The following is a 26,961-nucleotide window of genomic DNA, read 5'->3' as shown; positions in this document are numbered from 1 at the left end:
CTTAATCCGTCGTGCTCAGCGATAGAAGACAGGGGCGTGCGCATTGATCGCACGGATCTCGCCGTCGGGCGACACACCTGTATCGTTTGCGTTGAACGGCGTGAGTGGAACCCGCACGGGACGGTTGGGCGGCAGGTGAAACCAGTCCTGCCTCGCCCGGTAGTGAGCGTCCGAGATATGGACGTAGCGGGCGAAACGACGCGACTCGATCACGAGCACCCAGCCATCCGGGGTGGCTTCGGGTGTGGCGGTGAGGCCGAGATCGTGCCGTTCGAGCGCGCTGCGTTCAGGCAGATGGCAGGCTTCCGACCAGATCCTGCCGCTCGACGGATCGCGCAGCGTGACGATCGTCACGTCGTGTGCGCGCGGGCCGAAGCGGTACGCACAGGTGAAATCGAAGAACTGGCCGAGGCAGTCCGCCGCGCCGATACGCTGGGTACTGCGCGGCGCGAGCACGACCGCGCGGGTCGCGGACGCGACGTCGACGGCGCCGTCGCGCAGGCAGACGAGATCCAGTTGCAGCGTCAATTTTCCGGCTGTCTCATTGATGAGATGCAGGTCGAGGCCATTCAATCCTTCGTCGGTGATGACGACCTGAACCGGCTGCAGGACCTGCGAAAGCCCATGCCACGCGCTTTTCGGCCGCCCCAGGGCATCCACGACGCCCCAGCCCGCGCCAGATTTCAGATCCTGCAATTGCCAGACAAGGCCGCCGCCGCACGGCGAGCCTGCGCGGCGCCATTCGGCGAACACATCGGTCATCAGTTCGGCCACCACCGCGCGCGACAGGTCCAGATAGCGCTGCGGGTCCTCGTAGCGCAAGCGGGCCGGCTCGATGCCATAGAGGGTACGCAGGTAATGGTCGCGGACGTCGTCGAAATCCCAGCCGGCACCCGGATCGCGTGGCACGGCGGCCTTCCAGCGCGGGTCGTGGGCGTGCATCGTGCCCGCGTCCCGCAGCGTGGCATCGTCCGGGACATTCGCGAAGGCGAGACATTCGGCGGCGAAACGAACCTGCGAGCGGCGCACGTCGTCGAGCGGACGCTGATAGGCGCCCACGCCGTAGTAATGCGTGATCCCCGTGCGGGTCGAAAACGGCCATACGCCGCCCGACGGCGAATTGGTCACGTACGGCACATCGGGCCGTTCGCGTTCGACGATCGCGGGGAGGTGTTCGGTGAAAAGTGGTTGCACGCGCATCGAAGGCGGCAGCCCGAACATCGCGGCCTGCTGGTCGACCTCGCTGCCGCCGCACAGCACTGCAAGCGATGCGAAACGCCGCGTGCGGGCCAGAAACTGCGTGGCTTCAAGCGTGATCGACGCGGTGAAATCGCTGTCGGTGGGGTAATCGAAGTTCGCGAATGCGAAGTCCTGCCAGATGAGCATGCCGTACTCGTCCGCGAGCCGGTAGAACGCGTCGGATTCGTACACCATCGTGCCGCCGACGCGCAGCATGTTCATGCCGGCGTCGCGCGCGTGCGCAAACGCTTGCGCGAGCTGTTCCGGCGTGCCGGCGAGTGTCACGAGATCGGCGCTTGTCCAGCAGGCGCCGCGGCAGAACACCGGTGTGCCGTTGATGCGCAACGCGAAGCCTTCGCCGTCGTCGCCGCGCGCGACGTCGATCGTACGGAAGCCCACGCAGCCGAGCGCGATCGACGTGTCACCGAGTTGCAGTTCGATGTCATGCAGTCGGGGCGTGCCATGCGTATGCGGCCACCACCGTTCGACGTGCGGCACGCGCAGATTGCCGCTGAGCGTGTGCGCACCGGTCCATTGAAGAGACGATCGGGCCGTGCCGCAATTCAATACCACAAGTGTCGTGTCTGGTTGCGGATGGACGAATTCGAGCGTGACAGAAACGATACCGTCGTCGCCATCCAGCTGCGTGCGCAGGTCGACCGTATCGATCGCGGCGGGCGCGTCGCCGAGTTTTTCGATCGCGCGCCACGGCCCGACTGCCTGCAACGGCGGACACCAACCCGGCATATAGCCCAGCAGCGTGGTGCGAACATTGCGCAGCGTCGGCGGTGTGACGAGCCGCGGTCGCCAGCGTGCGCGCGAGCGGCGCGCGGCGAGGAGCGGCGCCAGCGAGCGGAAACACAGCGAAAGGGTGGCTGCGCCATTCAGTTCAAATTCGACGTCGTGAGCGACGAACATCGAATCGGAGGTGAGGATCTTCCGGTCGTCGAGCCACACTTCGGCGAGGGTCGCGAGGCCATGCAGACGCAGACGCTGCGGGCCGTTTCCGGCAAGCGGCAGACAATACCAGTGATCGTCGGCAGCGAAGGCGGGCGGGCGTTCCGCATCGAGTCTGCCGGCGCCGCGCCACGCCGAGGCGATCGTGCCCGGTACCTGCGCGGGCAGCCAGCCGGTAGCGGGCAGACCGGACGGCGACGCGCATGCGCCGGCCTTCGTCGTCACGCATTGCCAGCCGTGTTCGAGCGGCTGCGGCCAGACGCTGTCCGCAGGTTTGACTTCCACCGCAAGGGTGGGCGCCGCGCCGTGCGTCGCCCGTTCAGACAGATCGTTCAGCGAGGCGCGCACGGCATGTCCCGGCAATGCAGCGCGTCACAGCGCGAGCGCGGCGAGCGGCGGCAGCGTGTTCTCCCAGGCGGCCTCGAGCACATCGAAGCAGTCGTCGCACGGATCGCGCCGGCCACGCGCCATGGCGCGCACGAGCCGGAACTGCATCACCATCGCTTCCGACGCGATAGTCTGCGCCGACGCCGGAATCGCGTCGGGCACGTCGAAACCCTGCGCCGTCAGCCATAGCAGATACTTCGACAGAAACTCGAAGTTCGCGCCGAGCTGCCGCATCAGGTTGAACGAATACGGATGAAAGAACGGTTCACCGCGTTCGAGCAGTGTCTCGAGATGGGCAGGAAACGCCGCACGCCATTGCGAGACCGGATTGCGCAACGGCCGCCGCGCCAGATGCGCGCACAGCAGTTCCGCCGAGGCTTCGGCCAGTGCCGTACCCTCCAGTGCTGGCCGTGCCTGCTTCGCGAATTCGACGTACGGGAAGAGCAGATCGGGCCTGTTCGAGAATTGCGGCAGCTTGCGAAACACGCCGTCGTAGTCTTCGCCGCCGAGTGAGTGATACCCGGTGTTATGGAAGTAGCCGAGGTGGCGGCTGGCAGGATCGATGAAGTCGATACCGATGGTCGTCTTCGGATGTTCGCGACGATAGGACGTGGCGCGCGTGTTCGGCAGATAGAAGCCGTCGACTTCGACGAGCACCGTGTGGCCGCGCTGCGTCTGGGCGAACACGCGGTCTTCGAGCGAGTCGTAGACCGCCAGTTCCTGCACCTGCGTGCCATACAACCTTTCGATGTCTTCGAGCGGAAACTTGAAGAACGTGAACTGGTCGCCCTCGAAGTCCTGCGTCACCGTGAAGGCGAACGCCGCGCGCGGATCGAGGCCGAAACCATGCAGCAGTTCGATCCACAGATCGACATAGCAGTTGGTTTCCTGCCAGACACGGTCGCCCTGATGCAGCGCATGCGATGCATGGCTGCGCGCGGGGCGGGCCGGCGCGATGACGGGCGCAACGGGTGCCAGCGTGTCGACCCGCATCGAGGCGGGCGGCGAGACGGCTGCCGGGCCGTTCCAGACGGTCGTGAGCGGGGGCGTCATGCGTTCGCTCCGGCAAGGCCATGAGCGACGCGGGCTTTCGTGTCGCCCCACAGCACCGCGCGCACGTCGTCCGGCCACGCGTTGACGTCGAGGCCGTGGTGGCGGAAGAGCGCCAGCGTGATCCGCTCCATGCCGAAGCCGACGCAGCCTGTGTGCGCGACGGAACCGTCCTCGCATCCGATCTTCCAGATCGCGCCGAAGTGGTCCATGTGATAGTTGAACGACAGGCAGGCCGTCTTGCTTTGCGCGTTCGCGACCGGGATCAGCAGTTCGAACTTGAGCGCCTGCGCACGCTGGCTGTCGGCGATGATCTTGCCGCCGCGGCCAAAGAACGGATCGTTGGCGAGATCGACGTCGACCGGCAGGTTCAGCAGCGTGACGAGCAGCGAGCCGCGTTCGATCCACATCTGACGGAACGCCATCACCTGTTCCGCGTTGCCGAGGCGCACGTATTCGCGCTGGCGGAACATCTGCATGCGCGCCGGATCGAGCGACGGTTCATGCCGGAAGCAGTACGACAGCACGTCGATCGTGCGGCCGCCGGCGGGCAGCGGACCGCGCCGCGCCATCACCGGGTAGATCGGGTAGCACGCAGCCGGCGTCAGCACCACGCGCGTCGGCTTCTGCTGCGACATCCATTCGTCGTCGCGATCGTCGTCACTTTTTGCCATCGCGTCGTCGAGGCAGCGCAAGAGGCGTTGCTGACCCGCGTCGTTCCCGCAGAACGAGTGGATCGTGCCGGCGAGGTCCGGAAAACTCTTCAGGTACTCGCTGTCCTCGAAGTCCGTGCGGCGCATCGCGGGCGGGAAACGCAGCACTTCAGGCTGCTGGTCTGCGCCGAGATGCGTGATCGCGACGTTGAGGCGGTCGATCACGTCCTCGAAGACCTGGCTGCGGCCATACAGGCCGTTTTCTCCCGTGTCGATCAGAATGCCCTTTGCGAGCAGTTCGTCGCGAAAGGTCGGCGCGGCCGCTTCGTCGGGCTGTGCGGCGGCGAGCGCCGCGGCGTCGGTCATCGTGTTCATGTCAGGCTCTCCCCGGTGCGGCCGGACGCTGCGCCAGCAGCAGGCTCGCCGTGTTTTGCGCAATACGGTCGTTGTTGATCATCAGCGGCGCCGAGTGCAGGTCGCGCAGATGGCGTCCCACGCTGTATTCGGTGCCGTTCTTGTAGCCGGCCATGCCGCAGATCATCAGCACTTCCTGAACGACCAGCAGCGCGGTCGACGAAATGCTCGTCTTCAACGTGTTCATGTCCGAGGCAAAGCCGAGCATCGCCGACAGCGGCGCATCGGCCTGGCAGGCGCCGTGTTTCGCCTGATGCGCGGCGCGGGCGGCGTCGAGCGCCACCGACAGGCGCGCCTGCATCATCTGCAGCAGGCCTACGGCTTCGGCGAGGCGCAACCCTGCCGGCGGCACGGAACCGGGCTTCGAACGCGCCTGGGCGCGGAAAAACGCCTTGGCGCGATTCACGGCGTCGGTCGCGATGCCGGTCCATACCGACGCCCACAACGTGTGCGAGACGGGCAGCATGGTCTGGTCGGCGATATCGGCGAACGGTGTCGGCAGGATCTGTTCGGCAAGACCGGTGGCGACGAGACGAAAGCCCTCGCTGCAGGTGCCGCGCATGCCCATCGAATCCCAGCCGCCACGCTTTTCCAGCTGCGTTCCGGCTTTCAGCGCGACGATCAGCACCTGGTCGGCGGCGGCCGATTCGGCCGTGCGGCGCGCGGTGACGAGAATGCCGTCCGCGTGTGCGCCATACGAGATCGTCGGGGCGAGCTTTTCGATGCGAAAGCGCGCGCCGTCGAGTTCGACCGCGCAGGCGCTGGTGCGCATGTTGCCGCCGATCGTTTCTTCAGACGTAGCCGACGCAAGCAGCCATTGCTGCTCGACCAGCTGCGCGAGCAGGTTCTGCTGCCATGGCGTTTCGCTGCCGTGTTCCTCGATGCACGCGACCTGGATCTGGTGCATCGCATACACCATCGCGGTCGACGCACAGCCCTGCGCGAGAATTTCGCAGATCGCGGCGACGTCCGCGAGCGACAGCCCGGCGCCGCCGAAGCGGGCCGGCACCATCGCCGACAGCAGGCGTTCGCGCTTGAGCGCATCGAACGCTTCAACCGGAAAGCGCGCTTCGCGATCGACCGAATCGGCGTGCTGGGCGGCGATCTGCGCGGCACGCTGCGCGGCCGCGCGCCAGCCGGGCTCCGGTTCGACGGCGGCGAGCGCCGGTGTCGCGGGCGCATCCGCCGTGGGCGCGGCGGTCTGCATGAGCGGGGCGTTCATGCTGCCGCCTTCGCCTGTTGCAGTTCGGTGATCGCGGCGGCCAGCGAATCGATGCTCGAAAAGAGCCGGCGGGTCAGCATCCGGTCCGGAATCTCGATGTCGAATTCATCTTCGACCGCCAGCATCAGATGCACCGTCGCGAGCGACGACAAGCCGGCCGCGTAGAGATCGGCGTCGTCGGCCAGGGTATCCGGCGGCACGTCGAGACGTGTCGATTCAGAAAGAATGCGTCGCAGTGCGGTTTTCATGGAAAGCGGCCCCCTCGTTGAGCTGTCACAAATGCCATCGCGTCGTTGGTTAACCGTGCCCCGGCGCCACCGTGGCCCTGCGGCCGCCGACGTCGCCAGTCGGATCCGGCCGCGCATGGCACGCCACGAGCCGGTTGTCCGTATTTAACGGATTGCGAAGCACCAGCGTCAGTGCGATTCCGCACGGAACCAGACCGGTCGCGGACGTAACGTGTCGCCATCGCAACGAACAAATCCGGTATTACGAACGGTCTGGGAGTAGAGATGAACTGGAAAACGCTGGAATTCGAGCAGCTCACCGCGCGGGAGATCTATCTAATCCTCCGGGCGCGGAGCGCTGTATTCGTCGTCGAACAGTCGCATGTGTATCTCGACGCGGATGGTCACGATGAACGTGCGCTCCATGTCTTCGCGGTCGAGGACATGTCGCGGCCGATGCCGGTGGTGGCCTATGCGCGTATCCAGCCCGGCGATCTCGAAGACCCGGAAGTGGTGATCGACAAGGTACTGACGAGCCCGGTGCGACGTGGCGACGGCACGGCGGAGATGCTGATCGAACGGGTGCTGGCCGCGATCTCGGAGCGCTGGCCCGGACGCGTCATGCGTGTGACGGCGCCGGTTCGTCTGAAGAGTTTTTACGAGCAGTTTGGCTTTCGCAAGACGGAAGGACCGTTTCTCGAGCACGGTGTGCCGTTCATCGGACTCACGCGTCAGCAACGCGGCGGGCCGGCGCTGTTCAACGGCCTGCGCCGTGAGCGCGCCGGGCTCGTGGTTGTCAATACATTTGAACTACTTTGACGGCGACGCGGCTACGCGTCGTTCCGCGATGTCCCGCGTTGCGGAATGTCGCATTGCCGTCCATTCCGGGGAGTGTGCATGTTGAGTTCGCCTTCCACGCTGCCGCCGCCCGCGCGCGCGTCGCGGATGCTGCCGGACGGGCGCAGTGGAGAGGCCGCGCCAGCCGTCCGTACGATGACGGGGACGCGGCCGGCCTTGCGTCGCCCGCTACGGTTGCCGCTGGCGCTGTTCGGCGTGACGGCGGTGCTGCTGATTGCCCACCAGGGGCGGCTCGTGGAAATCTTCTTTCCGCTCGGCGCGTTCCTCGTCGCGTTGAAGTTCTACCGCAGCTCGCCCGCGCACTACCTGGGGTTCGTCTGCTGGCTCTTCTTCCTTTCACCCGAAGTGCGCCGGCTTGCCGACTTCATGAATGGCTCGTTCAATCCGAAAAGCCCGGTCATGGTGGCGCCGCTCATCGCGGTCGCCCTGTCGGGGCTGACGCTTGTCACGGATTTCCGCGCGCTCGGCCAGCGCCGCGCCGCGCCGCTCGTGATGATCATGCTGGCGCTCTTCTACTCTTTCATCGTAGGGATGGTTCAGGTCGGACCGACGGGCGCAGCCTATACGCTCGTCAACTGGCTGTTTCCGGTTCTCATCGCATTCCAGATCGTCGTGACGTGGCGCGAGTACCCGGTCTATCACCGTGTGCTGTTGAAGACCTTCGTCTTTGGCGGCGCGGTCATGGGGCTGTACGGCGTGATCCAGTACGTATCGCCGCCGCCCTGGGACGCGTTCTGGCTGATTGCCTCGGGTATGGAGTCGGAGGGTGCGCCCGTCCCGTTCGGGATGCGCATCTGCAGCACGATGAATTCGGCCGGTCCGTTTGCCGTCGTGATGATGGCCGTGCTGCTGATGGCATTCGCGGCACGCGGCAGGATGCGCGTCCTGATGGTCGCGGTTGGAATGCCGGCATTGATGTTCACCGCCGTGCGCAGCGCGTGGGGCGGTCTCATCATCGGCCTCATCTATCCGTTGATGATGCTGGACGGCAGAAGCCGGATGCGGCTCATCGGCGGCGTACTCGGTTTTACGATCCTGTGCTCGCCGGTTGTGATGATCGACCAGATCTCGGATCCGCTGATCAAGCGCTTCGACACGATCCAGGATCTCGGCAACGACAACAGCTACCAGGTGCGGGCGCAGTTCTACAAGGAGTTCCTGTCCTCGGCGCTGGAGGACATCGCCGGGCAAGGGCTCGGCACGACGGGTCTTGGCACGAAACTGTCCGCCGACGATTCGACCCAGCTCAATGTCGCGTTCGACAGCGGCCTGATGGAAGTGCCTTATGTGATGGGCTGGCCCGGCACGCTGCTGTATGTGAGCGGCATTCTGATTCTCATGTGGCGCGCGTTTCGCACGAGCCTTGTCTGCTCGAAGGACCGTTTCGGGATTTCTGGTGTCGGCGTCGCGCTCGCCATCGTCGCGATGATGGTGTTTGTGAATACGCTGACCGCGATGCCCGGCATGTTCTTCTTTCTTGGCGTGATCATGCCGGTGATCGGCTTGCGCTATGCGCGCGAGTCGCGGGGCACGGCACCGTCACCCGCGAAGGAGCCGTCATGACCGGCCGGCGCATGCGAATCCTGATCGTGACGCACGTCGTCGCGAAGAACGACGGCCAGGGGCGGGTCAATTACGAAGTCGTGCGAGCCGCGCTCGCGGCGGGCCACGCAGTGACGCTGCTCGCAACGCGCATCGCGGACGAACTCGACGCTCATCCCGATGTGCGTTTCGTGCCGGTCGAAAAGAGCCGCCTGCCGACGCGTCTTCTCCAGTATCAGGTCTTTGCGTGGCGCAGCGGCATGTGGATCCGTGCTCACCGGCGCGAATTCGACGTGATTCATGTGAACGGCTTCATCACATGGGCAGGCGCCGATCTCAACGCCGTGCATTTTGTGCACGACGGATGGTATCGCAGCGGCTTTTATCCTTATCGCTTCTTTCACAGCGCGTATCACGCGTATCAGGTTTTCTACACGCGACTCAACGCACGGCTCGAAAAATGGGCATTCCGGCAAGCGTCAATCGTGGTGCCGGTGTCGGAGAAAGTCGGCGCGGAAGTGCGAGCGCTCGGCATCGACCCGGCGCGCCTGCACGTCATTCACAATGGCGTGGACGTCGATGAATTTTCTCCCGGCACGTCGCAGCGCGCGCGTTTCGGGCTCCCCGGCGAACCCTTCCTGCTGCTTTTCGCGGGCGATCTGCGCGTGTCCCGCAAGAATCTCCAGACCGTGTTGCGCGCGCTCGTGCTCATGCCGCCGCATGTCCACCTGGTCGTCGCCGGGATTCTCCGCCACAGCCCGTATCCGGCGCTGGCGGCTTCGCTCGGCGTCGCCGGACGCGTGCATTTCACGGATCTCGTCAAGGACATGCCGGCGCTGATGCGTTCGGTCGATGCCTTCGTCTTTCCTTCACGATATGAGCCGATGGGGCTCGTGCTGCTCGAAGCGCTTGCCGCCGCGCTACCGGTCGTCACCGTGCGCACGGCGGGCGGCGCAGAGGTGATCGGCCCCCACTGCGGCATCGTGCTCGATTCTCCCGATGACGCAAGCGCGCTTGCCGCCGCGATCGGCGAGCTTTGCGGCGATGAAGCGCGGGCGAAGCAGATGGGCGCCGCCGCGCGCGAGTGCGCAAAAGGGCTGGGCTGGCAGACGATGGCGGACCGTTATCTGACGCTCTACGAGCAGATCGTCGCGCGACGCGAAGCGGCACGTCTGCCGGCTTCGACACCCCCTGTGTCGGCCGGGTCATGAGCCCGACAATCGATTCCCTGCAACTCGGCATGCACTGGTTCGGCGAGCGGCCTGGCGGCCTTGACCGCATGTTCATGGCGCTCGTCAAGTCGTTGCCCGCGCAGGGTGTGAATGTGCGTGGGCTGGTGGCGGGCAGTCCTGCCGTGCGTGAAGCGTCGGGCGGTGTGGTGGAAGCGTTCGCGGCGGCACAGTCGAGGCTCGGGACGCGGCTGTGGGCCGCTCGCGTGCATTCCCGCCGGCTGCGGGAAATCCGCATGCCCGATGTCGTCGCGACTCACTTCGCGCTTTACACGATGCCCACGACGGGCATTTTCCGCAGTGTGCCGAAAGTGGTTCATTTCCACGGCCCCTGGGCAGACGAGTCCGGTTCGGAGGGGCGAGGCCGCCTTTCACGCACCGTGCGGCATTCGCTCGAACGGTTCGTCTATCAGGGTGGTACCCGGCACATTGTGCTGTCGAACGCGTTTGGGGATCTTTTGCGGACCTCTTACCGCGTGCGCGAGGACCGCATTCACGTGGTGCCCGGCTGCGTCGACGTGAACCGTTTCGATACGGGCGTCACGAAACGCGACGCGCGCGAGCGGCTCGGTCTGCCGCTCGACCGGCCGCAGCTCTTTTGCGTGCGGCGGCTCGTGTCGCGCATGGGGCTCGAGGACCTGATCGACGCGATGTTCGTGGTCAAGCAGGCCGTGCCCGATGTGTTGCTGACCATCGCGGGCAAAGGTCCACTGGAGCCGGCGTTGCAGGCGCGTATCCAGATGCGCGGTCTCGAGAAGCAGGTGCGGCTCGCCGGTTTCGTATCCGATGAGGCATTGCCGCTCTGGTTCACCGCGGCGGATGTCACCGTCGTGCCGACCGTCGCGCTGGAAGGCTTCGGGCTCACGACCATCGAATCGCTCGCAGCGGGTACGCCGGTGCTGGTGACGCCGGTCGGCGGCCTGCCCGAAGCCGTGACGCCGCTTTCACCCGACCTGGTCTTGCCGTCGGGCGGTTTTCACGCGATCGGCAGCGGACTGTCCGATGCGCTGCTCGGCCGGCGCGTATTGCCCGATGCCGAAGCCTGTCGTGCCTACGCGCGCGCGCGCTTCGACCATCCTGTCGTGGCAGCTCAGGTCGCCAGGGTCTATCGCGAAGCCATCGACGCTTTCTGAGCGGAATGACAGCCATGCCACGCATCGGACGACGTACCTTCGATTACCTTGTCTTCACGGGTGCGCTGTCGCTGCCGTTGCTGGCGATGTTTCCCGGCGCGGGGCAGGGTGGCGCGGCGACGAGTCCGGCGGAAACACCCGGGGCCGCGTCGCGCATTGTCGCCACTGCCGCTTCCATGTCTTCCACACCGGCTGCGATCGACATGGAGGCCGCGGCTGCCGCAACGGTTCCGCGGGCGCTGGGCGTCGTCGCGCGCCCAGGGCTGTCGTATCGCACGTCGTGGATCGGCAATACCTGGGGTTACGCAAACCAGCGCTGGGTCCAGATCGACGTCGCGGCGATCGCCGTCACGCCGGAGGGCGATGTATTCACGAACGCCCCCTGGGACGAAGGCGGCGGCGAGATCGGCCACTATCGCGATGGCCAGCTGCTCGGCTACGGCGGTGAGTCGCATAGCTGGGGCAAATCCGGCGGTGACGCCATCGCCGTCAACAACGATTACGTTTTCGTCGCGCAGCTCGTATCGAGCCAGGGCGCAAAGGCAGCCATCGAGAAAAACCTGCCGCCGGAGGGCGTCGAATGGTACGGCGTGTCCCGCCGCCTGCGCTCCGACATCCGCAAGGGCGTGCCGTTCGAAGGGCAGATGAACTGGGCCGGCAGCCCGAACACGTTCCTGCGCATCGCGACCTCGCCGGCGAGTGAAGACCAGTCGATCCACGGGCTCGCCGCGGATGCGACGACGCTTTTCGTCTCGAACATCGCGGAGAACCGCGTCGAGATATTCGACGCGCGTTCGATGCAGCCCACCGGCAGCTTTCCGGTTCACGAGCCAGGTCGTCTCGCGCTCGCGCCGGACGGTTCGCTGTGGATTATTGAGGGCATCCGCACAGACGGCTCACGCCGGGTTGTCCACTATAAACGCGATGGCACTCCGACCGGCGAGCTGACGTTGCCCCCGGACACGGTGCCTGTGGATCTGACGCTCGACGCGCGTGGCCGTCTGTTCATCGCGGACAACGGCCCGCGTCAGCAGGTGCTGATCTTCACGGCTGCGGATGCGGCGCTCGCGCCGGACCACAAGCTGCCGGACCAATCCGTTCACGGGGGAAGTTCCATGCGACTGTCGGCGACGCTGGGCGAAACAGGCGGGATCTACGCCGGCCGGGCCGGCGCGGTGGGGCCGTTGCGCTTTAACGGGTTGACGGGCGTCGGCGTGGATCGCGCCGGCAATGTGTACGTGTCGATGAACAACTGGGGGCCGCGTGGTTTCGACAGCGGCACCGGCCACAACGATGGTGCGCTGATCGAGAGCTATACGCCGGACGGCAAGCGGCGCTTCAGTCTGCAGGGTCTGCTGTTCGTCGATGGCGCACAGTTCGCCGGTGGCGATCCGCCGTCGGTGTACAGCGGCAGCAAGCGCTTCACGCTGGATCTGTCGCGCCCGCCCGGGCAGGAGTGGTCGTATGCGGGCTATACCGCCGACCGCTTCCATTACCCGTGGGACCCGCTTTTTCATATGCGGCAGGGCAATCGCGGGATGCCGCTCGTGCGCGATGTCGACGGGCGGCGTCTGTTGTTCACGATCGATATGACGTCCGAGTGCTTGCGTATCTACCGCTTCACGTCCGATAGCGAAATCGCCATCCCGTCGGGCATGTTTTCCGGGTCTCATATCGCCGGCGCGTGGCCGCCGAAGCAGCCGCCGGCTGGCGAATGGATCTGGCGCGACACCGCGGGCAAGAGCCGTTTCGCAGTCCGCGATTTCGAGCAGACCGCAGGCGCGAAAAACGCGCCGACGCTCGGTGGCTGGTGGGTCGATGAACGCGGCGCCGTCTGGGAAGCGACTGAATCGACGGGCATCCGGCGCTTTCCGCTCGAGGGTTTCGACAGCACCGGCAATCCTGTCTATCACTATGCATCGATGCAGTTGTGGCCGATGCCGTCCGGATTCACGCGCATCGATCGTCTGAACTACGTGGCGGCGGATGACACGCTGTTCGTTTCCGGCTCGACGCCTGAACGGCCGTATGTGTCGAGCAACTGGAACAGCGCGGGCTCGACGCTCGCACGCTACGACCACTGGACGAGCGGACACCCGGTATTGCGTTACATGATCGATCTGCCGGACCAGGGGCCGCCGGAGACTCAGGCAATCAATGGTTTCGCTGTCGAGGGCGACTATATCTTCGCCGCCGAAACGATGACCGGCATCGTGCGCGTCTATGAGCGCGCAACCGGCCGCGACGCGGGCCGTCTCGTGCCCGGTCCGGAAGTCGGCGCGACGAGCGGCTGGATCGACGTATCGATGCCGGTTACCGCGCATCGTCTCGCCTCGGGTGAATACCTCGTGTTCGTCGAGGAGGACGCGCACGGCAAGGTCATGATGTATCGCGTCACACCGCCACCGCATCCGGTCGCCGTGTCCTCTCTCACTGCTCACTGAACCCGCGGACGACTCATGAAAATCGTTCACCTCGCCAATCACGTGCGAAACACCGGAAATGGCATCGTCAACATGATGATCGATCTCGCCTGCCTGCAGGCCGACGCCGGTCACGAGGTCACGGTGGCATCGTCGGGCGGCGGCTTCGAGGAATTGCTTGCCCGTCACGGTGTGCAGCACATCGTACTGCGCCAGGCTCGCGAGCCGTGGCGCATTCCCGCGATGCTCGCCGGCTTCAACCGGCTGCTCGCGCGCATCGGGCCGGACGTCGTTCACGCACACATGATGACGGGCGCGCTGCTCGCGCGCTTCGGCTCGGTACGTCGCGAATACATCCTCGTGACAACCGTGCATAACGAGTTCCAGAAAAGCGCCTGGCTGATGCGCTTTGGTGATTGTGTCGTGGCCGTGAGCGAAGCGGTCGGCGCGTCGATGAGCCGGCGCGGCGTGCCGCGGCAGCGCATTCATGTGATTCGCAACGGGACGATCGGCACACCGCGCTTCGCGGGTGTGCCCATGCCGGCATCGCCGGCGCTCGCGCATCCGAATATCGTGACCGTCGCGGGCATGTCGCAGCGCAAGGGCATTCAGGACCTGCTGCGTGCGTTTGCCCAACTCATCACGCGGATGCCAGGCGCGTCGCTTTACCTGGTCGGCGAAGGTCCCGATCGTCAGGCAATGGAAGCGCTCGCGGAGCAGCTCGGCGTGGCCGGGCAGACGCATTTCACCGGCTTCATCGCGAATCCGCGCGCGTATCTGGCCGAGGCCGATGTATTCGTGCTTGCTTCGCACAAGGAGCCAGGCGGTCTCGTGCTGAGCGAAGCGCGCGAAGCAGGGTGTGCGATCGTCGCGACGCGCGTCGACGGCAATCCGGAGATGCTGGACGGCGGCGAGGCGGGTCTGCTCGTGCCGCCGGCGGCACCGGAGGCGCTCGCGGCCGCGCTCGAGGTGCTGATGAAGGATGAAGATGCGCGCAGGACACTCGCAAGACGGGCGCGGCACAACATCGAGTCATTCAGCGCGGCGCACGTCTGCGAAGCGTATCTGTCCCTGTACGAACGCACGCTCGATGCACTCGGTCCTCGCCCGGCGGCGGTGCCGATACGGCGTCCCGCTTCTCCCGACGGAGTCGTACGATGAACACCTTCACGAAGGATCCGGTTTCTCCGGACTACGTCGATCCCGCTCATGCGCCGGCTTTTGGCGTCTGCGTGACGACGATGAGCCGCGTCGACACACTGGCCGCCTGTCTCGACAATCTTGAGCGCTGCGTGCCGCGCGCGGACTGCGTCGTCGTCAGCGACGACTCTCCGGACGCCGCGACACGCGCGGCGAATGCAGCGGTCGTCGCGCGGCATCCGGGTGTGGTCTATCTGGAAGGGCCACGCCGCGGTGTGTGCGCGAACCGCAACAATGCGATGCGCCACTGCCTCGCTCATCGGCCCGAATGCGACTATGTGTCGTTCGTCGACGACGACATCCAGCTCGCGGTGGATTTCTTTGCGGTCGCGCGCGATCGCCTTGCGCAACTACCACCAGCAAGGCGCCATGCCGTGATTCTGACGGGCGGCGCGTCGAGTGGACCGCACATCCATGAATGCCGGCCGCTGCGCCTTTCGTTCATGGGCTACTTCACCGAAGGCGATGCGCCGCAATGCGTGAACATTCACGCGGCCGTATTTCCGGCGGCGCTGTTCCGTCATGACGAGTGGGACGAAAACATCTTCTTTGGCATCGAGGATGCGGAACTGCTGCTACGGGCGCTGCGGACCGGCCACTCGATCGAGCTCGTGCCGGCGCTGCGTGCGCGCGATACGCTGCCGGGTAGCGGAGTCCTGCACAACCGCGATCCGCGCGGCGGACTCACGCGCTATCAGGTGAACTGCGAAGCGGCCCGACTCTACGTCGGCATCAAGCGCTATGGACGGATCGAACCCGATGTGCTGAAGCTGTGTGCATTCACGAGCTGGTATTTCATCCACCTGTTGCTGTATCTGGTGCGCAGAAAATCGATCGGCTCACTGGTGCCGATCATCCGCCGTTCCAATGTCGCGCGCGTCGTTGGCCCGCGCAAGGCGATCTGAGACGCTCACCCTGCAAAAATCCCATGAACATTCTTCTCTCGATCCATCATGAACTCGACGGCAGCACGGGTGCGCCCGGCGTGACCGTCAAGCTTGCCGAAGCACTCGCGCAACGGGGACATCGCGTCACGACCGTATCGTTCGACAACATCGGCTGGGCGCGTGGAAAACTGCGCGCCATTCTCTTTCCCTGGTTTCTGTTCGGGCATGTGCTCGCGCATCCGGAATACGATGTACTCGATCTGTCATCGGGAGACGGCTGGGTCGTCAATCTTGCACGGCGCCTGACAGGATGGCGTCGACATCAGTTGACCCTGACGCGCAGCCATGGTCTCGAACACATGGGCCACGATCTGTTCGTCGAGAGCTGCAAGGATGGTCACACCGCCATGTCGTGGAAATATCCGATCTACGGCGGCGGCTACCGGCTGTGGGAGTGCCGCCGCTCGTTCAAGCTGGCGGATGTGTCGCTGGTCCTCAATGAGGCCGAACGCGAGTATGCGGAGACCCGCTTCGGTGTCGATGCCGCGCATATCGAGAAGATCGGCAACGGCATCGACGAGTGCTTCGCGCGCGTCGCGCGGCACCTGATCGCCGGCACCTCCGCAACGGCAGGGCCGGTCAACGTGGCGTTCGCCGGCCGTGCGGTCTTCTGGAAGGGATTTACCTATCTGACCGAGGCCATGACGAACGTCCTCACGCGCTATCCGCACGTGAATCTCGGCCTGTTTGGTACGGGCAGCACCGAGGCCGAGGTGCTGGCCGCATTTCCAGAGGCGGTCCGCGCGCGGATCACAGTCGTCCCGCGCTATGACAACAAGGAACTGCCGGCGCTGCTTGGCGGCTATCAGGTCTTCGCTTTCCCGTCGCTGACCGAAGGATTCGGCATGGCACCGCTGGAGGCGATGGCCTGCGGACTGGTGCCGGTCATCTCCGACATCCCGGGGCCTCGTGAATACATGCGCGATGGTGTTAACGGGATTGTCGTGCCGCCGCGTGACGCGAACGCACTGGAAATGGCGATTGCCGGCGTGATCGACGATCGCGAACGATGGCTCGCGCTGCGCCGCGGCGCGCTGGCAACGGCTGTCAACTACTCGTGGACCGATCTCGCCGCCCGCTTCGAGCTGCTGTATTGTCAGCGCCGGCAACGCCGGATGCCGGTACGCGCCTGACGCTGACGGCGGGTCCTTGCGCCTTGCGGCACGAGCCTGTCGTCGCCTGGATGGCAACGACGGGCGCGTACTGCTTCAGTTGCCGCGCGCGAGGCGCGGCCGTGCCCGGACACGTGCACCGCGACTGACAACGTTTTGGGGCGACACGCTTTTCATCGCCCGCCCGCTTCGTTCAGGATTTCGTTTCCACACTGGTGGCTTCCTGCGCCGGCATCGCCCGTCGGGGCAACGGTCTCCATACTGCGCAGAGATCTTTGGCAAAGGCCTGGAGCGGCGGGCGCACCGGATTGAAGCGATACAGTCCCAGCACGCTCAGCCGGGCGAACAGGTAGAGTCTCGCGGGCAGACTGGTTGCCCGATACAGCGCCGCACGCGCCAGCAGGAAATCGCGCGTTCGTTCATACCGGCGGGCCGCTTTTTCCAGACGTTCTCGCCAGCGCGCATCGGGTGACGATGCGGCCAGTTCATGGAACACCTCGCTGTAGCGCTGCGCGAGCGCGGCGTTGTCATGATAGGTCGACGCACCGGCGGTCGTGACCAGGTGCCATCTGTTCTTCAGCGTCCGTGGCGCCGCTCCGCAGGTGTTCACTTCGTGCTGCCGGTACAGCGTCAACGACTTGCGGATGTACCTGACCGTCCCCACCGCGTCGGCGATCGTCGAGACCCATTTGTCGTGAGCCGCCTCGAAACGGTTGTTGTGCGCGTCGGGAAAGCGGGAATGGGCAAGCAGGGGCAGCAGCGCCGCGTCGAATGCGATGCACAGTCCGGCGAAGAACCCGAGCGGAGGAAGGCGTTGCGGCCCGTTGCCGCGACGCACACGGCAACGGGCGGCCACGCCGGCGATCGGGCGTAGCGCGGCATCTACCGTTTTCACGCCATGTGCGACCATCGATACGCCCGGGCGTGAAGCCGCGTGCACGATCTGTTCGAGCTTGTCCTTGAGCCAGACGTCGTCCTGATCGCAGAACGTGATCCAGTCGCCCTGGCATAACGACGCGGCGCGAAGGAAGTTGTCGGCGAAGTTCAGGCGTCGGGGGTTGCGGTGGATCCGCACAGGAAACGGCGCATGTTCAGCAAACCCCTGGACGATGTCGAGCGTTTCGTCGGTCGATCCGTCGTCGGTGACGACGAGTTCGTACGGCAGCAGCGTCTGGCCGGCGAGACTGTCGAGCTGCTCCCGGATGTACCTTGAGCCATTGTAGGTGGCCATTGCAACGGATATACGCATGACGATGTGTCCGATGAAAAAAGCAGTCAGTGCTCCGGTCTCGGTGCTCCGGTTCGCTGTCCTCTGCGCGCGAGCACCGCGGATAGCGCGCGCGCCGCCATCGAGCGAAACAGCGGCTCGGCGATCGACACCCACACGAGCGACGTGCCGGTCAGGACGATCCACGCCGTCACGATCTGCCACGACGGCCATGGAAACAGTAGCGTGGCGCCGTATGCCACGAGCACGAGCAGGCCGGGCATCAGGAGATGACGGGTCAACTGTCTGCCAAGGCCCGCCGCCCGGAAAAGCAGGAAGCCGTCGACCGCGCAGCGCGCGCTCCATGCGAGCGCGGCGCCGATCAGGCCGAAAGCGTGCAGTGACCACCAGAGCAACGCGACAAAGGGAACCAGTTCGAAGAGGTGAAAGCGCGCGACAACATCGGGCCTGCCCGTCGCCTGCAGATGCCCGTACGGGATGAAGGCGAGCGAATTGATCCAGACGCCGACCAGTATCGTTTCACCGACCGACGTGGCTTTCGACGCGAAATCGTGGCCGGTCCACAGCGTAAGAAACGGTTGCATCAGGAAAATGCCGAAAACGATCAACGGCGTCATGGCCGCGGCGAGGCCGCGCACGGCGTTCGTTGCCAGTTCGGCGGCGTTGTGCGTCGCGAGTGCCGACATCCGTGGAAAGAGCGTGCGTGAAATGACGCCGGGCAGGATTCGCACCCGCACCGCGAGGTTGAATGGGACCTGGTAATACGCCACCGCCTGCGGCCCGAGCGCACTGCCGATCAGGAGCCGGTCGGCGGTTTCCAGCAGCGGACTGGCGAGATTGGTGACCGTGATCCAGGCGCCGTAGGAAAAAAGCGGTTTGATGAGCCGCCTGCGCGGCCGCCCCGCGCATCGCAATGGAAACTTCCGCCACACCACGACGATCATCAGCAGCAGCGATACCGCGCTGCCGAGGATCGCCGCCGGAATCAGATACTGCAGTTTCGCCCCGACGACGATCGCGGTGACGAGCGGCACGATCTGGAACAGCAGCATGCCGACGAACTGGACCGCGTTGAGCGGGCCGAACTGTTCCCGGCCGCTTAGCGCACCGGAAAAAACGCCGGTGATGGTCGCGAGCGGAACGGAGCAGGCCATCCAGGGCAACGCCGCCAGCACCTCGGCGTTGATCGACGCATCGATATGAAACTGCGCAAGCAGGGTGCGCGCGACGGCGAACAGAACGAGACCGCCGATTAAACCGAAGCCTGTGTTCAGAACCAGCGCGGTCCACAATACCGATTCGCGTTCCGCCGGCGATGCGTCCGACAGTTGCGCGATCCGGTTCGATGTCGCCGCGGAAAGGCCGAGGTCGAAATAGCCGAAGTAGCCCTGCATCATCCATACGATGGCGAGGACGCCATACCGCGCCGCGCCGATGTGATGGAGATAGAGCGGCACCGTGACCAGCGAAACGATGATCGGCAGTGCGCTTCCAAGGAAATTGAAGAGCGCGTTGCGTTTCAGGCTGGGCTTGGGGTTCATGGCGTGTCGCAAGCAGACGGTTCAGTGGCGCCCGGCGATATCGCGCCGTACGGAAGGCGTGTCCATTCTGCGCGCCGGGCGGTGTTCCGTTTGTGTGCCGCCACACCCTGCACCACGGGTTGGCGCGCGGCGCCGCGCAGTGCGCCCGGCCGCCGCGGCGACAGCCAGTCAGCGGGCGGATTCATCGCCGTGTCACCATACGCTCACACCGCGTTTAGCGAACGGGCAAACCAGCGCGTGAACTGTCCGGCGCCGCAGCGGTTGAGATGGAGGAAATCGGCGAAGGATGAGTCGTTCAGCGTGAGTTTCGTCTGTCCATAGATGAATTCGACGCCCTGGGCGTGCACGAACGCTTCGATCGGCTGCCAGAATCCCGGCAGCGCGGCGCCGAAATGGTTACGCGCCGCGGCCGCGACCGGCGTCGACACGATGATGAAACGTGCGCCGTCTGAACGGATCTGTGCGGCGAGTTTCGCGAGCGCGACATAGGTGCCGGGACGCGGAGAAGTAATGCCGTGTGTGCGCCAGGCATAGACCCGCTCATCGGGAAGATCCAGTTTTCCGCAGGCGAGCAGCACGGAGCCACCGTGATCGAAGTCGAGCGAATCGACGTTGCCCGGATGGTCCCGATCGCGCCATCCCGACGTGATACGTCGTGTGTAGTAGTAAAGATCCGGCGTCTGGACGTAGGGCTGCAGTTGCGCGCCGGACAGGTAATGCTCGAACGCCTGCCAGTCAATTTCCTTGTCCCAGTGCGATTCGAAATCGATGTAGGTTGTGGCGAGAATCACAGTCCGGAATTTGCAGTGCTGCGAGAGGTGCGAATAGAAGGCCGGCAGGTCTTCGATGTTGAGCCCCCACGACGCCGCGTTGATGATGTTCGACGTGTGCAGGCTTTGCGCCAGTTCCTGATTGTCCACGTCATTCAGCGCAACCGAGGAACCGATCACGAGAACGTCGCATTTCGACGGCGCCAACTGTGTGCGCAGCCACGCAGCTTTTTCATTGAATGCTTCACTCGCTGAAATGCGCGGTCCGGGAATACGGATGCCGGCCGCGAACGACAGAAAGATCGCCGCGATGAACAGCACGAGCGGCAGGCAAAAGCCGATAAAGAAAGTGCGTGCTTTCATGGTTCAGAACTGGAAGTAGAGAAACTCGGCTTTACGCGCGAGAAACAGCAGGCAGAAGATGAACGTGACGCCACAGCCGAGTCCGCTCAGCAATGCGACCGGGTCGGTCCGACGCAGCCGTATGGAACTGGCGGGCTGGGTCAGGCGGCCAACGACCTGCTGCGAGTTCGGGCATCCCCAGACGACTGCGGCGCTTATGGCGATCAAGGCCAGGTATTTTTTTGCTTCGGCGATGCCGTACGGCGAAAGCACCTGCCAGGGGCCCACGAACTGCACGAATGACGCGTGATGTCCCGTCAGCCTTGTAACGACAGGTTGAAGTGCGTTCGGCAATGCGAGACCGTGCGTGCCGGCCATGCCGCCAAGCAGGTTGAACGCGCCGTGAAATGAAGGCGCGCGAAAGAATACCCACGCCGCCACCACGGCGAGGAACGTGAGCGCGGTGCTCGTCGCGCGATAGCTTCGGCGCGTTTCCCAGCGCACCAGCGCGCCGCGCGTGACGTACCGCCACGCGTGATTGATGCAGAGAAACAGGCCGTGCAGGCCGCCCCAGATCACGAACGTCCAGTTCGCGCCGTGCCAGAGTCCGCCGAGCAGCATCGTGATCATGAGATTCCGGTAGCGTCGCGCGGAGCCGTTCCGGTTACCGCCGAGCGGCACATAGAGGTAATCGCGCAGGAATCGCGAAAGCGTCATATGCCAGCGCCGCCAGAACTCGACAATGTTGGTCGCCTTGTACGGGGAATCGAAGTTCAGCGGCAGCACGACGTTGAACATGCGCGAAATGCCGATCGCCATGTCCGTATAGCCGGAGAAATCGAAGTAGAGCTGGAATGTATAGGCGAGCGCGCCTGTCCAGGCCGCGAGCATATTGAGCGCGACGCCGTCGTTCGCCGCGTTGAAAACGGGCGATACATACTGGCTCAAACTGTCGGCGAGCAGGACCTTCCTGGCGAGTCCGATCGTGAGGAACAGCATGCCTGTGGCGATGTTGGCGGGAATGAGCCGGTAACAGCGGCGGTCCGCGAACTGCGGCATCATTTCCTTGTGATGCAGCACAGGTCCCGCGATCAGATGCGGAAAATACGTGACGAACAGCGTGTAGTGAACGAAGTTGAATTCGTTCGCGATACCGCGCCACGCATCGACGAGGAAGGCGATCTGCGTGAACGTGAAGAACGAGATGCCGAGCGGCAGGACGATATCGAGCAGGGGAAGGTGCGCGCCCACGGTGTGATCGATCGTGGCGATGAAAAAATTGCTGTACTTGAATACCGCCAGAAGCGCGAGATTGCACCCGATGGCGAGCGCCAGCAGACGCTTGCCCGCCGGCGTGCGCTGGTGCCGCGACAGCAGGCGCCCGGCGACATAGTTGCCGGTCACCGACAGCATCAGCAGCGCAACGAAGTGAGGGTTCCACCAGCCGTAGAAAAAGAGCGAGGCCAGCGCGAGCCATCCTGCGGCGGCGAGGGGGCTATGGCGTCCGATGATGAAGAAGACGCACAGCACCGCCGGCAGAAAGGCGAACAGAAATTCATAGCTGTTGAAAAGCATACCCGACTCGCTCCCGATGACAGGATCGCCGCACTTGCGGCCGGATTGTCGATGAGCGATCGTGCGTCGTTCCGCTTGTGAAGTCTGTGTCCCGCCGAACCAATGGGCTATGGCAACGGATTGCAGCGGTCAACGCTCCGCGCGCTTGAGTGCGAACACGGTCGAGCTGAACGGCGGCAGCCACCGGCTGACCTCGATGCTGCTGTCGACGCGATAGCCGGGCAGACGCGAGAACGTGATCATGTACTCGTCGCTCTGGACCCACCACCAGCTCTTGCCCGGGACGCGGCGATAGTGCGGGTCGTACAGATACAGGCCGTTGACCTCGAGGCCGCCATCCACCATTCGAGGCGATACGCCGGAGGCGGTCAGGGTATTGACCAGTTCCCAGCGCGCGCGATTCCAGTTCAGGTAATCGTGCGTGCCGCCCACCGAGAACCACATCATCAGCACGAACGCCGCAAGCGACACGAGCGACGTCATCGCGCGTGGCCGCTGCAGTGTGAACGGACGGAATGCGGTGGCCGCACCGGGTGTTCCTGCTGGCGTGGGCATGCTCGCGAGCGCCAGCAGCAGCACGGCTGGCGGGAGCAGATAGCGGTCGAAATAACCGGCCACGAAGAGCGGCGCCATGTATATGACGACTCCGGCGATGAGAAACGCGCGGGCCAGTCCAGCCGGATTTCGCTTGCGGGCACGGAACATCGCGACGAGCCGGATCGCCGTGAACATGGCTTCGAGTGCGAGCATCGCGCCGCCGGCCAGTCCCATCGCGGTCACGATGAACCAGAACGACTGCGGCAGCGACGGAACCGCAACGTCCAGCGTGAAGGCATCCGTCAGCGTGAGCGGTCCGATACCGCTGTCCACGATGACGTTTTCGCTCAGTGGCAGCAGACGGTCCGCCATCGTCAGAAGGATGAGGCACGATACGAGCAACACGGCCATGCCGGCGAGTGTGGCGGTACCGGTCCAGCGGGCACGCAGCGAACGGTAGAAACCAGGAAGGCGCAGGATCAGGACGGGAAAGGTAAACCAGCCTAGATAGAGCAGCGCGACGAGCGTGTGGCGCAGGATGAGCGCGAGCCGTTGCGGGAAGTCCTCGATGTTTTCGACCAGTTGCTCCGATTGCGTGTGAAACGTGGACGGCAGCATGCCGTGCGTGCGGAACCACAGTTCAAGCAGCACGATGGCGGCAGCGCACGCGCCCACACCGGCGACGGCAAGCCGCAGGGGACGGGCGGCGCGCGGGCGTTCGAGCAGCAGCGCCACGACCATCGCCATCGGCAGGAAGAGCGCCAGCTGGCGAAGCAATGTGGCCGCCAGCGCGACGACGAGCGCCGCGATGAGATAGCCCATGCGCTGGCTGTGCAGATAGCGCACGAAAAGGAGCGCCGACCCGATCGTGAGCGTCGCAAATCCCACGTCGGTCATGAAGGTGTTCGAGAGCGCGAAGAAGATCGGATTGAACGCCAGCGTCACCGATGCAAGCAGCGCGATTCGCCGGTCGCAGCCGAGCGCGCGCAGCAATGCACCGAACAGCCACAACCCGAGCGCTCCCGCGACGATCGTCGCGAAGCGCAGCGTGACGAACGAGGCGCCGAACGGCAGGCTGAACAGCGCGCCCCACAATACGTGCGTCAGCAGCGTGGTCGAGGTCCAGTCAGTGGGATGGAACTGACCGGTCTCGAGCAGGCGCTGCACGGCGATCGCGTACGACCAGTCGTCGTTCAACGGAAAGTTGCCGAACGGATCGACCGCGGCAATGCAGACTATCCAGATGGCGACTGGAATGAAACGCACGCTGACCGCGAAACGGAGCGGCCGGATAAATGCCAGCGAGTTCAGCACATTGACACCTTGTATGCAGGCAATGAGAAAGCCATTGCATGCTAGGCGCTGCCGTCGTCTTCGCTCTGTTCGATTCCCAACACGTGGCGGCCGCTCGCGTGCGGGAAATGCAGGCGAATGCGACGGTTTCCGGAACCATGAGTTCGAGGCTCGCGCGCGCGGCAGGCTTATCTGGCGGCACGACAGGGGTAGTGTGCGCGTCCGAACAGATGGATTTGCGCTACATCGATTAAATGATCCTCATGCCTGGAACCTGCGGAAGTTCGCGGGCGTCCGCGCGTCGCATACGTAGCGAAAAGCCGCAAAAAGCGTTTGTGAACGCCATTTTCCGGCTCGGCCATCGCATGAGGACCTTCGATGAAACCTGTCGTTTTCGACGGCTGCTTCGGCTGGCTGCATCCAGCCAGTGGTCGCACCGGTGTCGTCTTGTGCAATCCCTTCGGGTACGACGCGCTGTGCACGCACCGGAACTGGCGCAAGCTGGCGGACCGCATCACGGCGGCAGGCATGCCTGTGCTGCGGTTCGACTATCCCGGCGCGGGCGATTCGACCGGCTCGGAGGACGATCCGGGACGGCTCGATGCATGGCTCGACAGCATTGCGGCGGCTGTCCAGCGGTTGCGCGACTGGACCGGCGTCGAGCAGGTGTCGCTCGTCGGTTTGCGGCTGGGCGCGACCCTTGCGGCGCTGGCTGCGCAGCGCCTCGGGGACATCGACGGACTGGTGCTGCTGTCGCCCGCGGTCACGGGGCGAAACTATGTGCGGGAACTGCGCGCGCATCGGCAGAGCTGGCTTAGCACGCCCGCAGGCATGAACGCGGATCCGATACCGGATCACGAGGCGTATGTCGAAGCGTTTGGCTTCGGGATTCACAACGACGATATCGCGCAACTCGGCGCACTGGACCTGCGGCGCGACACCGGGGCGCCGGCACGCCGTGTGTTGCTGCTCGATTCGAGCGATCGCACCCGGGCGGAGGCACTCGCGGGGCACTACTCGGATAACGGCGTCGAGGTCGAGCGTGGTGCGTTTGACGAGTGCGACCGGCTGATGGTCGAGGCGCTGCTCAGCGAAGAGCCGGTCGAAGCGTTTTCGCGGGTGACAACATGGCTCAAGGCGGGCGAACTCGCTGCAGGCGCCAGCGGGCGACAAACTGGCCTGAAATCCGTCGCGCAGCCCCCGGAGCCCGTGCTGCCGCTGCCGACGTGCTGCGCTGTCGAGCGGCCGTTCGTCTTCGGGCGTTACTTCGGCATTTACTGCGCACCCGACGTACTGCGCGCCGATGCGCCCGCTGTCCTGTTCGTCAACACCGGCGCTACTCACCATATCGGTGACGGACGCATTTTCGTGCTGTTCGCGCGACGCCTCTCGGCGCTCGGCATTGCTTCGCTGCGAATGGATCTCGGCGGCCTGGGCGATGCGGTACCGGCCGCCAGCGAGGTCACGCTGGACACGATCTACTCCGACGCATCGTGCCATGACGCGATGGCCGGCGTGGACTGGCTCGTCGCCCGCGGACATCCGCGCGTCGCGATCTTCGGCGTCTGCGGCGGTGCTTTCGTCAGTCTGCATGCCTGCGGACGCCATCCGGCGATCGCCGGCGCATTTGGCGTCAATCTGCAGAAGTTCATTTGGGACGGCGGGCAGCGCACGCCGGGTGCACGACGCTTCGCTTCGTCGAGAGTCTATTGGCGCGCGGCGCTGACGCCGTCCAAATGGATCCGGGCGTTGCGTGGACAGAGCCATCCGGTGCGCGTAGCCCGCGTTGTCGGCGAGCGGATCGCGCGGCGCTGCTGGGTCGGTGCGACCGGCTGGATCGAACAGAAAACCGGTTGGCCCGTGACGGCCAGCGAAGTACGTACGCTGATGAGCACCATTCACGCGAAGGGTGTGAATCTGCGTCTGGTGTATGGCGAGTATGACGTTGGACTCGATGAAGCCCGCGTGCAGTTCGGCGCACGCCTTGCCGCGCTGCGCCGCTATCGCCGCGTGTGCGCCGCGACACTGCCGAAGCTCGATCATGCGTTGTTCACCCGACCCGCCCGGGAAGCGACGATGGCCGATGCAGAACGCTGGCTGTTTGCTGAACTGATCCGCTCAGGAGTGTCTCGGGCCGCCGCTGCTTCGATGACTGGAGTCGCTCCTTCTCCGCCCGTCAGCGCGCCGGCTGACGACCCGCCGCCACGACCTCCGGAACGAGGTTGCCTCGATGGAGCAAGCCCGTGAATACCCATTCAGAACTTGACCGCATTAACCGGACTGCGTGGATGTCGCACGACGCGGTTCGCGAATTCACGACGGACAAGACCTGGACCGACCCCGGCGAGCAGGCCGCGTTCGAGTGGATCGCACCTCACTGCTCAGGCGTTCCGGTGCTCGATATCGGCATCGGCGCGGGGCGCACGATTGAACTGATGAAGTCGATGTCGAGCGACTACACCGGCATCGACTATACGGAAAAACTGCTGGACATGGCGCGCGAGCGCTTTCCCGGCACCGATCTGCGGCATATGGATGCGCGCGACATGTCGGAACTGCCATCCGGTCATTTCGGTCTGGTCGCGTTCAGCTGGAACGGTATCGATGCCGTGGACTACGAAGGGCGCGTGCGGATCCTGAACGAGATGTACCGCGTCCTGCGGCCAGGGGGTTATGTGCTGTTCTCGTCGCACAACCGCGACGGCCCAGGCTATGGCGAGAACGTCTGGAAGCTGCTGCCGCGCCTCACGCTCAATCCGGTGAAACTCGGCTGGCGGACGTTGCGCACGTTGAGACGGCTACCGGTTGCGAGTTTCAACTATGTCCGTCACGCGAAGCTGAACCGCGATTTCGAAGGCTATTCGATCATGACGGCGGCAGCACACAACTTCGGCATTGTCATCGTGTACACGACGCTCCGGGAGCAGCGCCGGCAACTCGCGGAGGTCGGCTTCGAAAGCGACGTGGTGTTCGGCAGCTGCGAAGGAGACCGTATCCCGGACGACGCAGAGAAAAGCGACGCGTGGTGGCTGCATTTCATCGCGCACAAGCCGCATGCCGTTTCGTAGCAGCACGCGAAACG

At 64.7% G+C, this 26,961-nt stretch carries 20 protein-coding genes; 10 read left to right on the top strand and 10 right to left on the bottom strand.

Annotated elements, in window-relative coordinates; genetic code table 11:
- Positions 1 to 15 precede the first annotated feature (15 nt).
- From LPA34_RS02810 to LPA34_RS02790, 5 genes are read right to left on the bottom strand one after another with little or no spacing between them, the layout of a single operon-like run.
- A complete protein-coding gene (locus LPA34_RS02810; protein WP_411178766.1) occupies positions 16 to 2,523 on the bottom strand; it encodes a glycosyl hydrolase 2 galactose-binding domain-containing protein in 2,508 nt (835 codons plus the stop codon).
- 45 nt (positions 2,524 to 2,568) lie between these two features.
- Positions 2,569 to 3,576, bottom strand: a complete 1,008-nt coding sequence (locus LPA34_RS02805) for a DUF1839 family protein (protein WP_228974733.1) — start codon at positions 3,574 to 3,576, stop codon at positions 2,569 to 2,571.
- 56 nt (positions 3,577 to 3,632) lie between these two features.
- Complete coding sequence (locus LPA34_RS02800; RefSeq protein ID WP_228974642.1) at positions 3,633 to 4,661, bottom strand: amino acid--[acyl-carrier-protein] ligase; 1,029 nt, start codon at positions 4,659 to 4,661, stop codon at positions 3,633 to 3,635.
- Between the two features lies 1 nt (position 4,662).
- A complete protein-coding gene (locus tag LPA34_RS02795) occupies positions 4,663 to 5,922 on the bottom strand; it encodes an acyl-CoA dehydrogenase family protein (protein ID WP_228974641.1) in 1,260 nt (419 codons plus the stop codon).
- Positions 5,919 to 6,170: an acyl carrier protein gene (locus tag LPA34_RS02790; RefSeq protein ID WP_228974639.1), complete on the bottom strand. Its 252-nt coding sequence runs from the start codon at positions 6,168 to 6,170 to the stop codon at positions 5,919 to 5,921. Before LPA34_RS02790 ends, LPA34_RS02795 begins: the two co-directional genes overlap by 4 nt.
- A gap of 264 nt (positions 6,171 to 6,434) precedes the next feature.
- Here LPA34_RS02790 and LPA34_RS02785 point away from each other — a divergent pair, with 264 nt between their 5' ends.
- The 8 genes from LPA34_RS02785 (at position 6,435) to LPA34_RS02750 (ending at position 16,614) form a co-directional block, all read left to right on the top strand.
- Positions 6,435 to 6,968: a GNAT family N-acetyltransferase gene (locus LPA34_RS02785; protein WP_228974637.1), complete on the top strand. Its 534-nt coding sequence runs from the start codon at positions 6,435 to 6,437 to the stop codon at positions 6,966 to 6,968.
- Between the two features lie 78 nt (positions 6,969 to 7,046).
- Entirely contained in the window at positions 7,047 to 8,570 is a 1,524-nt protein-coding gene (locus LPA34_RS02780; protein ID WP_228974634.1) for a hypothetical protein, read from the top strand.
- Positions 8,571 to 8,581: 11 nt separating this feature from the next.
- Positions 8,582 to 9,760 carry a glycosyltransferase family 4 protein gene (locus tag LPA34_RS02775; protein ID WP_407672490.1) on the top strand — a complete coding sequence of 393 codons (1,179 nt, stop codon included), beginning with the start codon at positions 8,582 to 8,584 and terminating at the stop codon, positions 9,758 to 9,760.
- Positions 9,757 to 10,911 (top strand): glycosyltransferase family 4 protein, encoded by a 1,155-nt coding sequence (locus LPA34_RS02770; RefSeq protein ID WP_228974630.1) that lies wholly within the window; start codon positions 9,757 to 9,759, stop codon positions 10,909 to 10,911. Before LPA34_RS02775 ends, LPA34_RS02770 begins: the two co-directional genes overlap by 4 nt.
- A 14-nt stretch (positions 10,912 to 10,925) precedes the next feature.
- Complete coding sequence (locus tag LPA34_RS02765; RefSeq protein ID WP_228974628.1) at positions 10,926 to 13,355, top strand: NHL repeat-containing protein; 2,430 nt, start codon at positions 10,926 to 10,928, stop codon at positions 13,353 to 13,355.
- A gap of 15 nt (positions 13,356 to 13,370) precedes the next feature.
- Complete coding sequence (locus LPA34_RS02760) at positions 13,371 to 14,495, top strand: glycosyltransferase (protein ID WP_228974626.1); 1,125 nt, start codon at positions 13,371 to 13,373, stop codon at positions 14,493 to 14,495.
- On the top strand, positions 14,492 to 15,439 hold the full coding sequence (locus LPA34_RS02755; protein WP_228974624.1) for a glycosyltransferase family 2 protein: 948 nt from the start codon (positions 14,492 to 14,494) through the stop codon (positions 15,437 to 15,439). The genes LPA34_RS02760 and LPA34_RS02755 overlap by 4 nt, the downstream gene beginning before the upstream one ends.
- A gap of 23 nt (positions 15,440 to 15,462) precedes the next feature.
- A complete protein-coding gene (locus LPA34_RS02750) occupies positions 15,463 to 16,614 on the top strand; it encodes a glycosyltransferase family 4 protein (protein WP_228974622.1) in 1,152 nt (383 codons plus the stop codon).
- A gap of 172 nt (positions 16,615 to 16,786) precedes the next feature.
- On the opposite strand, the gene LPA34_RS02745 is transcribed toward LPA34_RS02750, so the two are convergent.
- From LPA34_RS02745 to LPA34_RS02725, 5 genes are all read right to left on the bottom strand, one after another.
- Positions 16,787 to 17,842, bottom strand: a complete 1,056-nt coding sequence (locus LPA34_RS02745; RefSeq protein ID WP_228974620.1) for a glycosyltransferase — start codon at positions 17,840 to 17,842, stop codon at positions 16,787 to 16,789.
- Positions 17,843 to 17,868: 26 nt separating this feature from the next.
- Complete coding sequence (locus LPA34_RS02740) at positions 17,869 to 19,362, bottom strand: flippase (RefSeq protein ID WP_228974618.1); 1,494 nt, start codon at positions 19,360 to 19,362, stop codon at positions 17,869 to 17,871.
- 203 nt (positions 19,363 to 19,565) lie between these two features.
- Positions 19,566 to 20,495: a hypothetical protein gene (locus LPA34_RS02735; RefSeq protein ID WP_228974615.1), complete on the bottom strand. Its 930-nt coding sequence runs from the start codon at positions 20,493 to 20,495 to the stop codon at positions 19,566 to 19,568.
- Between the two features lie 3 nt (positions 20,496 to 20,498).
- A complete protein-coding gene (locus LPA34_RS02730; protein ID WP_228974613.1) occupies positions 20,499 to 22,049 on the bottom strand; it encodes an MBOAT family O-acyltransferase in 1,551 nt (516 codons plus the stop codon).
- 129 nt (positions 22,050 to 22,178) lie between these two features.
- Positions 22,179 to 23,900 carry an ArnT family glycosyltransferase gene (locus LPA34_RS02725; RefSeq protein ID WP_228974611.1) on the bottom strand — a complete coding sequence of 574 codons (1,722 nt, stop codon included), beginning with the start codon at positions 23,898 to 23,900 and terminating at the stop codon, positions 22,179 to 22,181.
- 357 nt (positions 23,901 to 24,257) lie between these two features.
- Here LPA34_RS02725 and LPA34_RS02720 point away from each other — a divergent pair, with 357 nt between their 5' ends.
- Together LPA34_RS02720 and LPA34_RS02715 are read left to right on the top strand one after the other, a co-directional pair.
- Positions 24,258 to 26,126, top strand: a complete 1,869-nt coding sequence (locus LPA34_RS02720; RefSeq protein ID WP_228974609.1) for an alpha/beta hydrolase family protein — start codon at positions 24,258 to 24,260, stop codon at positions 26,124 to 26,126.
- Positions 26,123 to 26,947, top strand: a complete 825-nt coding sequence (locus LPA34_RS02715) for a class I SAM-dependent methyltransferase (protein WP_228974607.1) — start codon at positions 26,123 to 26,125, stop codon at positions 26,945 to 26,947. Before LPA34_RS02720 ends, LPA34_RS02715 begins: the two co-directional genes overlap by 4 nt.
- Positions 26,948 to 26,961 lie beyond the last annotated feature (14 nt).

This window comes from Paraburkholderia gardini, assembly GCF_907164575.1.
GTDB classification, from domain to species: Bacteria; Pseudomonadota; Gammaproteobacteria; order Burkholderiales; family Burkholderiaceae; genus Paraburkholderia; species Paraburkholderia gardini.
Note: the sequence above shows the minus strand (reverse complement) of the source record. Positions and strands in the feature narration are given on the sequence as shown.

Bases quoted from the DNA above. Each gene is read 5' to 3' on its own strand.
- LPA34_RS02755 (WP_228974624.1), top strand. From the start codon at position 14,492: ATGAACACCTTCACGAAGGATCCGGTTTCTCCGGACTACGTCGATCCC.
- LPA34_RS02775 (WP_407672490.1), top strand. From the start codon at position 8,582: ATGCGAATCCTGATCGTGACGCACGTCGTCGCGAAGAACGACGGCCAG.
- LPA34_RS02745 (WP_228974620.1), bottom strand. From the start codon at position 17,842: ATGCGTATATCCGTTGCAATGGCCACCTACAATGGCTCAAGGTACATC.
- LPA34_RS02765 (WP_228974628.1), top strand. From the start codon at position 10,926: ATGCCACGCATCGGACGACGTACCTTCGATTACCTTGTCTTCACGGGT.
- LPA34_RS02780 (WP_228974634.1), top strand. From the start codon at position 7,047: ATGTTGAGTTCGCCTTCCACGCTGCCGCCGCCCGCGCGCGCGTCGCGG.
- LPA34_RS02785 (WP_228974637.1), top strand. From the start codon at position 6,435: ATGAACTGGAAAACGCTGGAATTCGAGCAGCTCACCGCGCGGGAGATC.
- LPA34_RS02750 (WP_228974622.1), top strand. From the start codon at position 15,463: ATGAACATTCTTCTCTCGATCCATCATGAACTCGACGGCAGCACGGGT.
- LPA34_RS02740 (WP_228974618.1), bottom strand. From the start codon at position 19,362: ATGAACCCCAAGCCCAGCCTGAAACGCAACGCGCTCTTCAATTTCCTT.
- LPA34_RS02795 (WP_228974641.1), bottom strand. From the start codon at position 5,922: ATGAACGCCCCGCTCATGCAGACCGCCGCGCCCACGGCGGATGCGCCC.
- LPA34_RS02730 (WP_228974613.1), bottom strand. From the start codon at position 22,049: ATGCTTTTCAACAGCTATGAATTTCTGTTCGCCTTTCTGCCGGCGGTG.
- LPA34_RS02790 (WP_228974639.1), bottom strand. From the start codon at position 6,170: ATGAAAACCGCACTGCGACGCATTCTTTCTGAATCGACACGTCTCGAC.
- LPA34_RS02800 (WP_228974642.1), bottom strand. From the start codon at position 4,661: ATGAACACGATGACCGACGCCGCGGCGCTCGCCGCCGCACAGCCCGAC.
- LPA34_RS02770 (WP_228974630.1), top strand. From the start codon at position 9,757: ATGAGCCCGACAATCGATTCCCTGCAACTCGGCATGCACTGGTTCGGC.
- LPA34_RS02735 (WP_228974615.1), bottom strand. From the start codon at position 20,495: ATGAAAGCACGCACTTTCTTTATCGGCTTTTGCCTGCCGCTCGTGCTG.
- LPA34_RS02760 (WP_228974626.1), top strand. From the start codon at position 13,371: ATGAAAATCGTTCACCTCGCCAATCACGTGCGAAACACCGGAAATGGC.
- LPA34_RS02720 (WP_228974609.1), top strand. From the start codon at position 24,258: ATGAAACCTGTCGTTTTCGACGGCTGCTTCGGCTGGCTGCATCCAGCC.
- LPA34_RS02805 (WP_228974733.1), bottom strand. From the start codon at position 3,576: ATGCGGGTCGACACGCTGGCACCCGTTGCGCCCGTCATCGCGCCGGCC.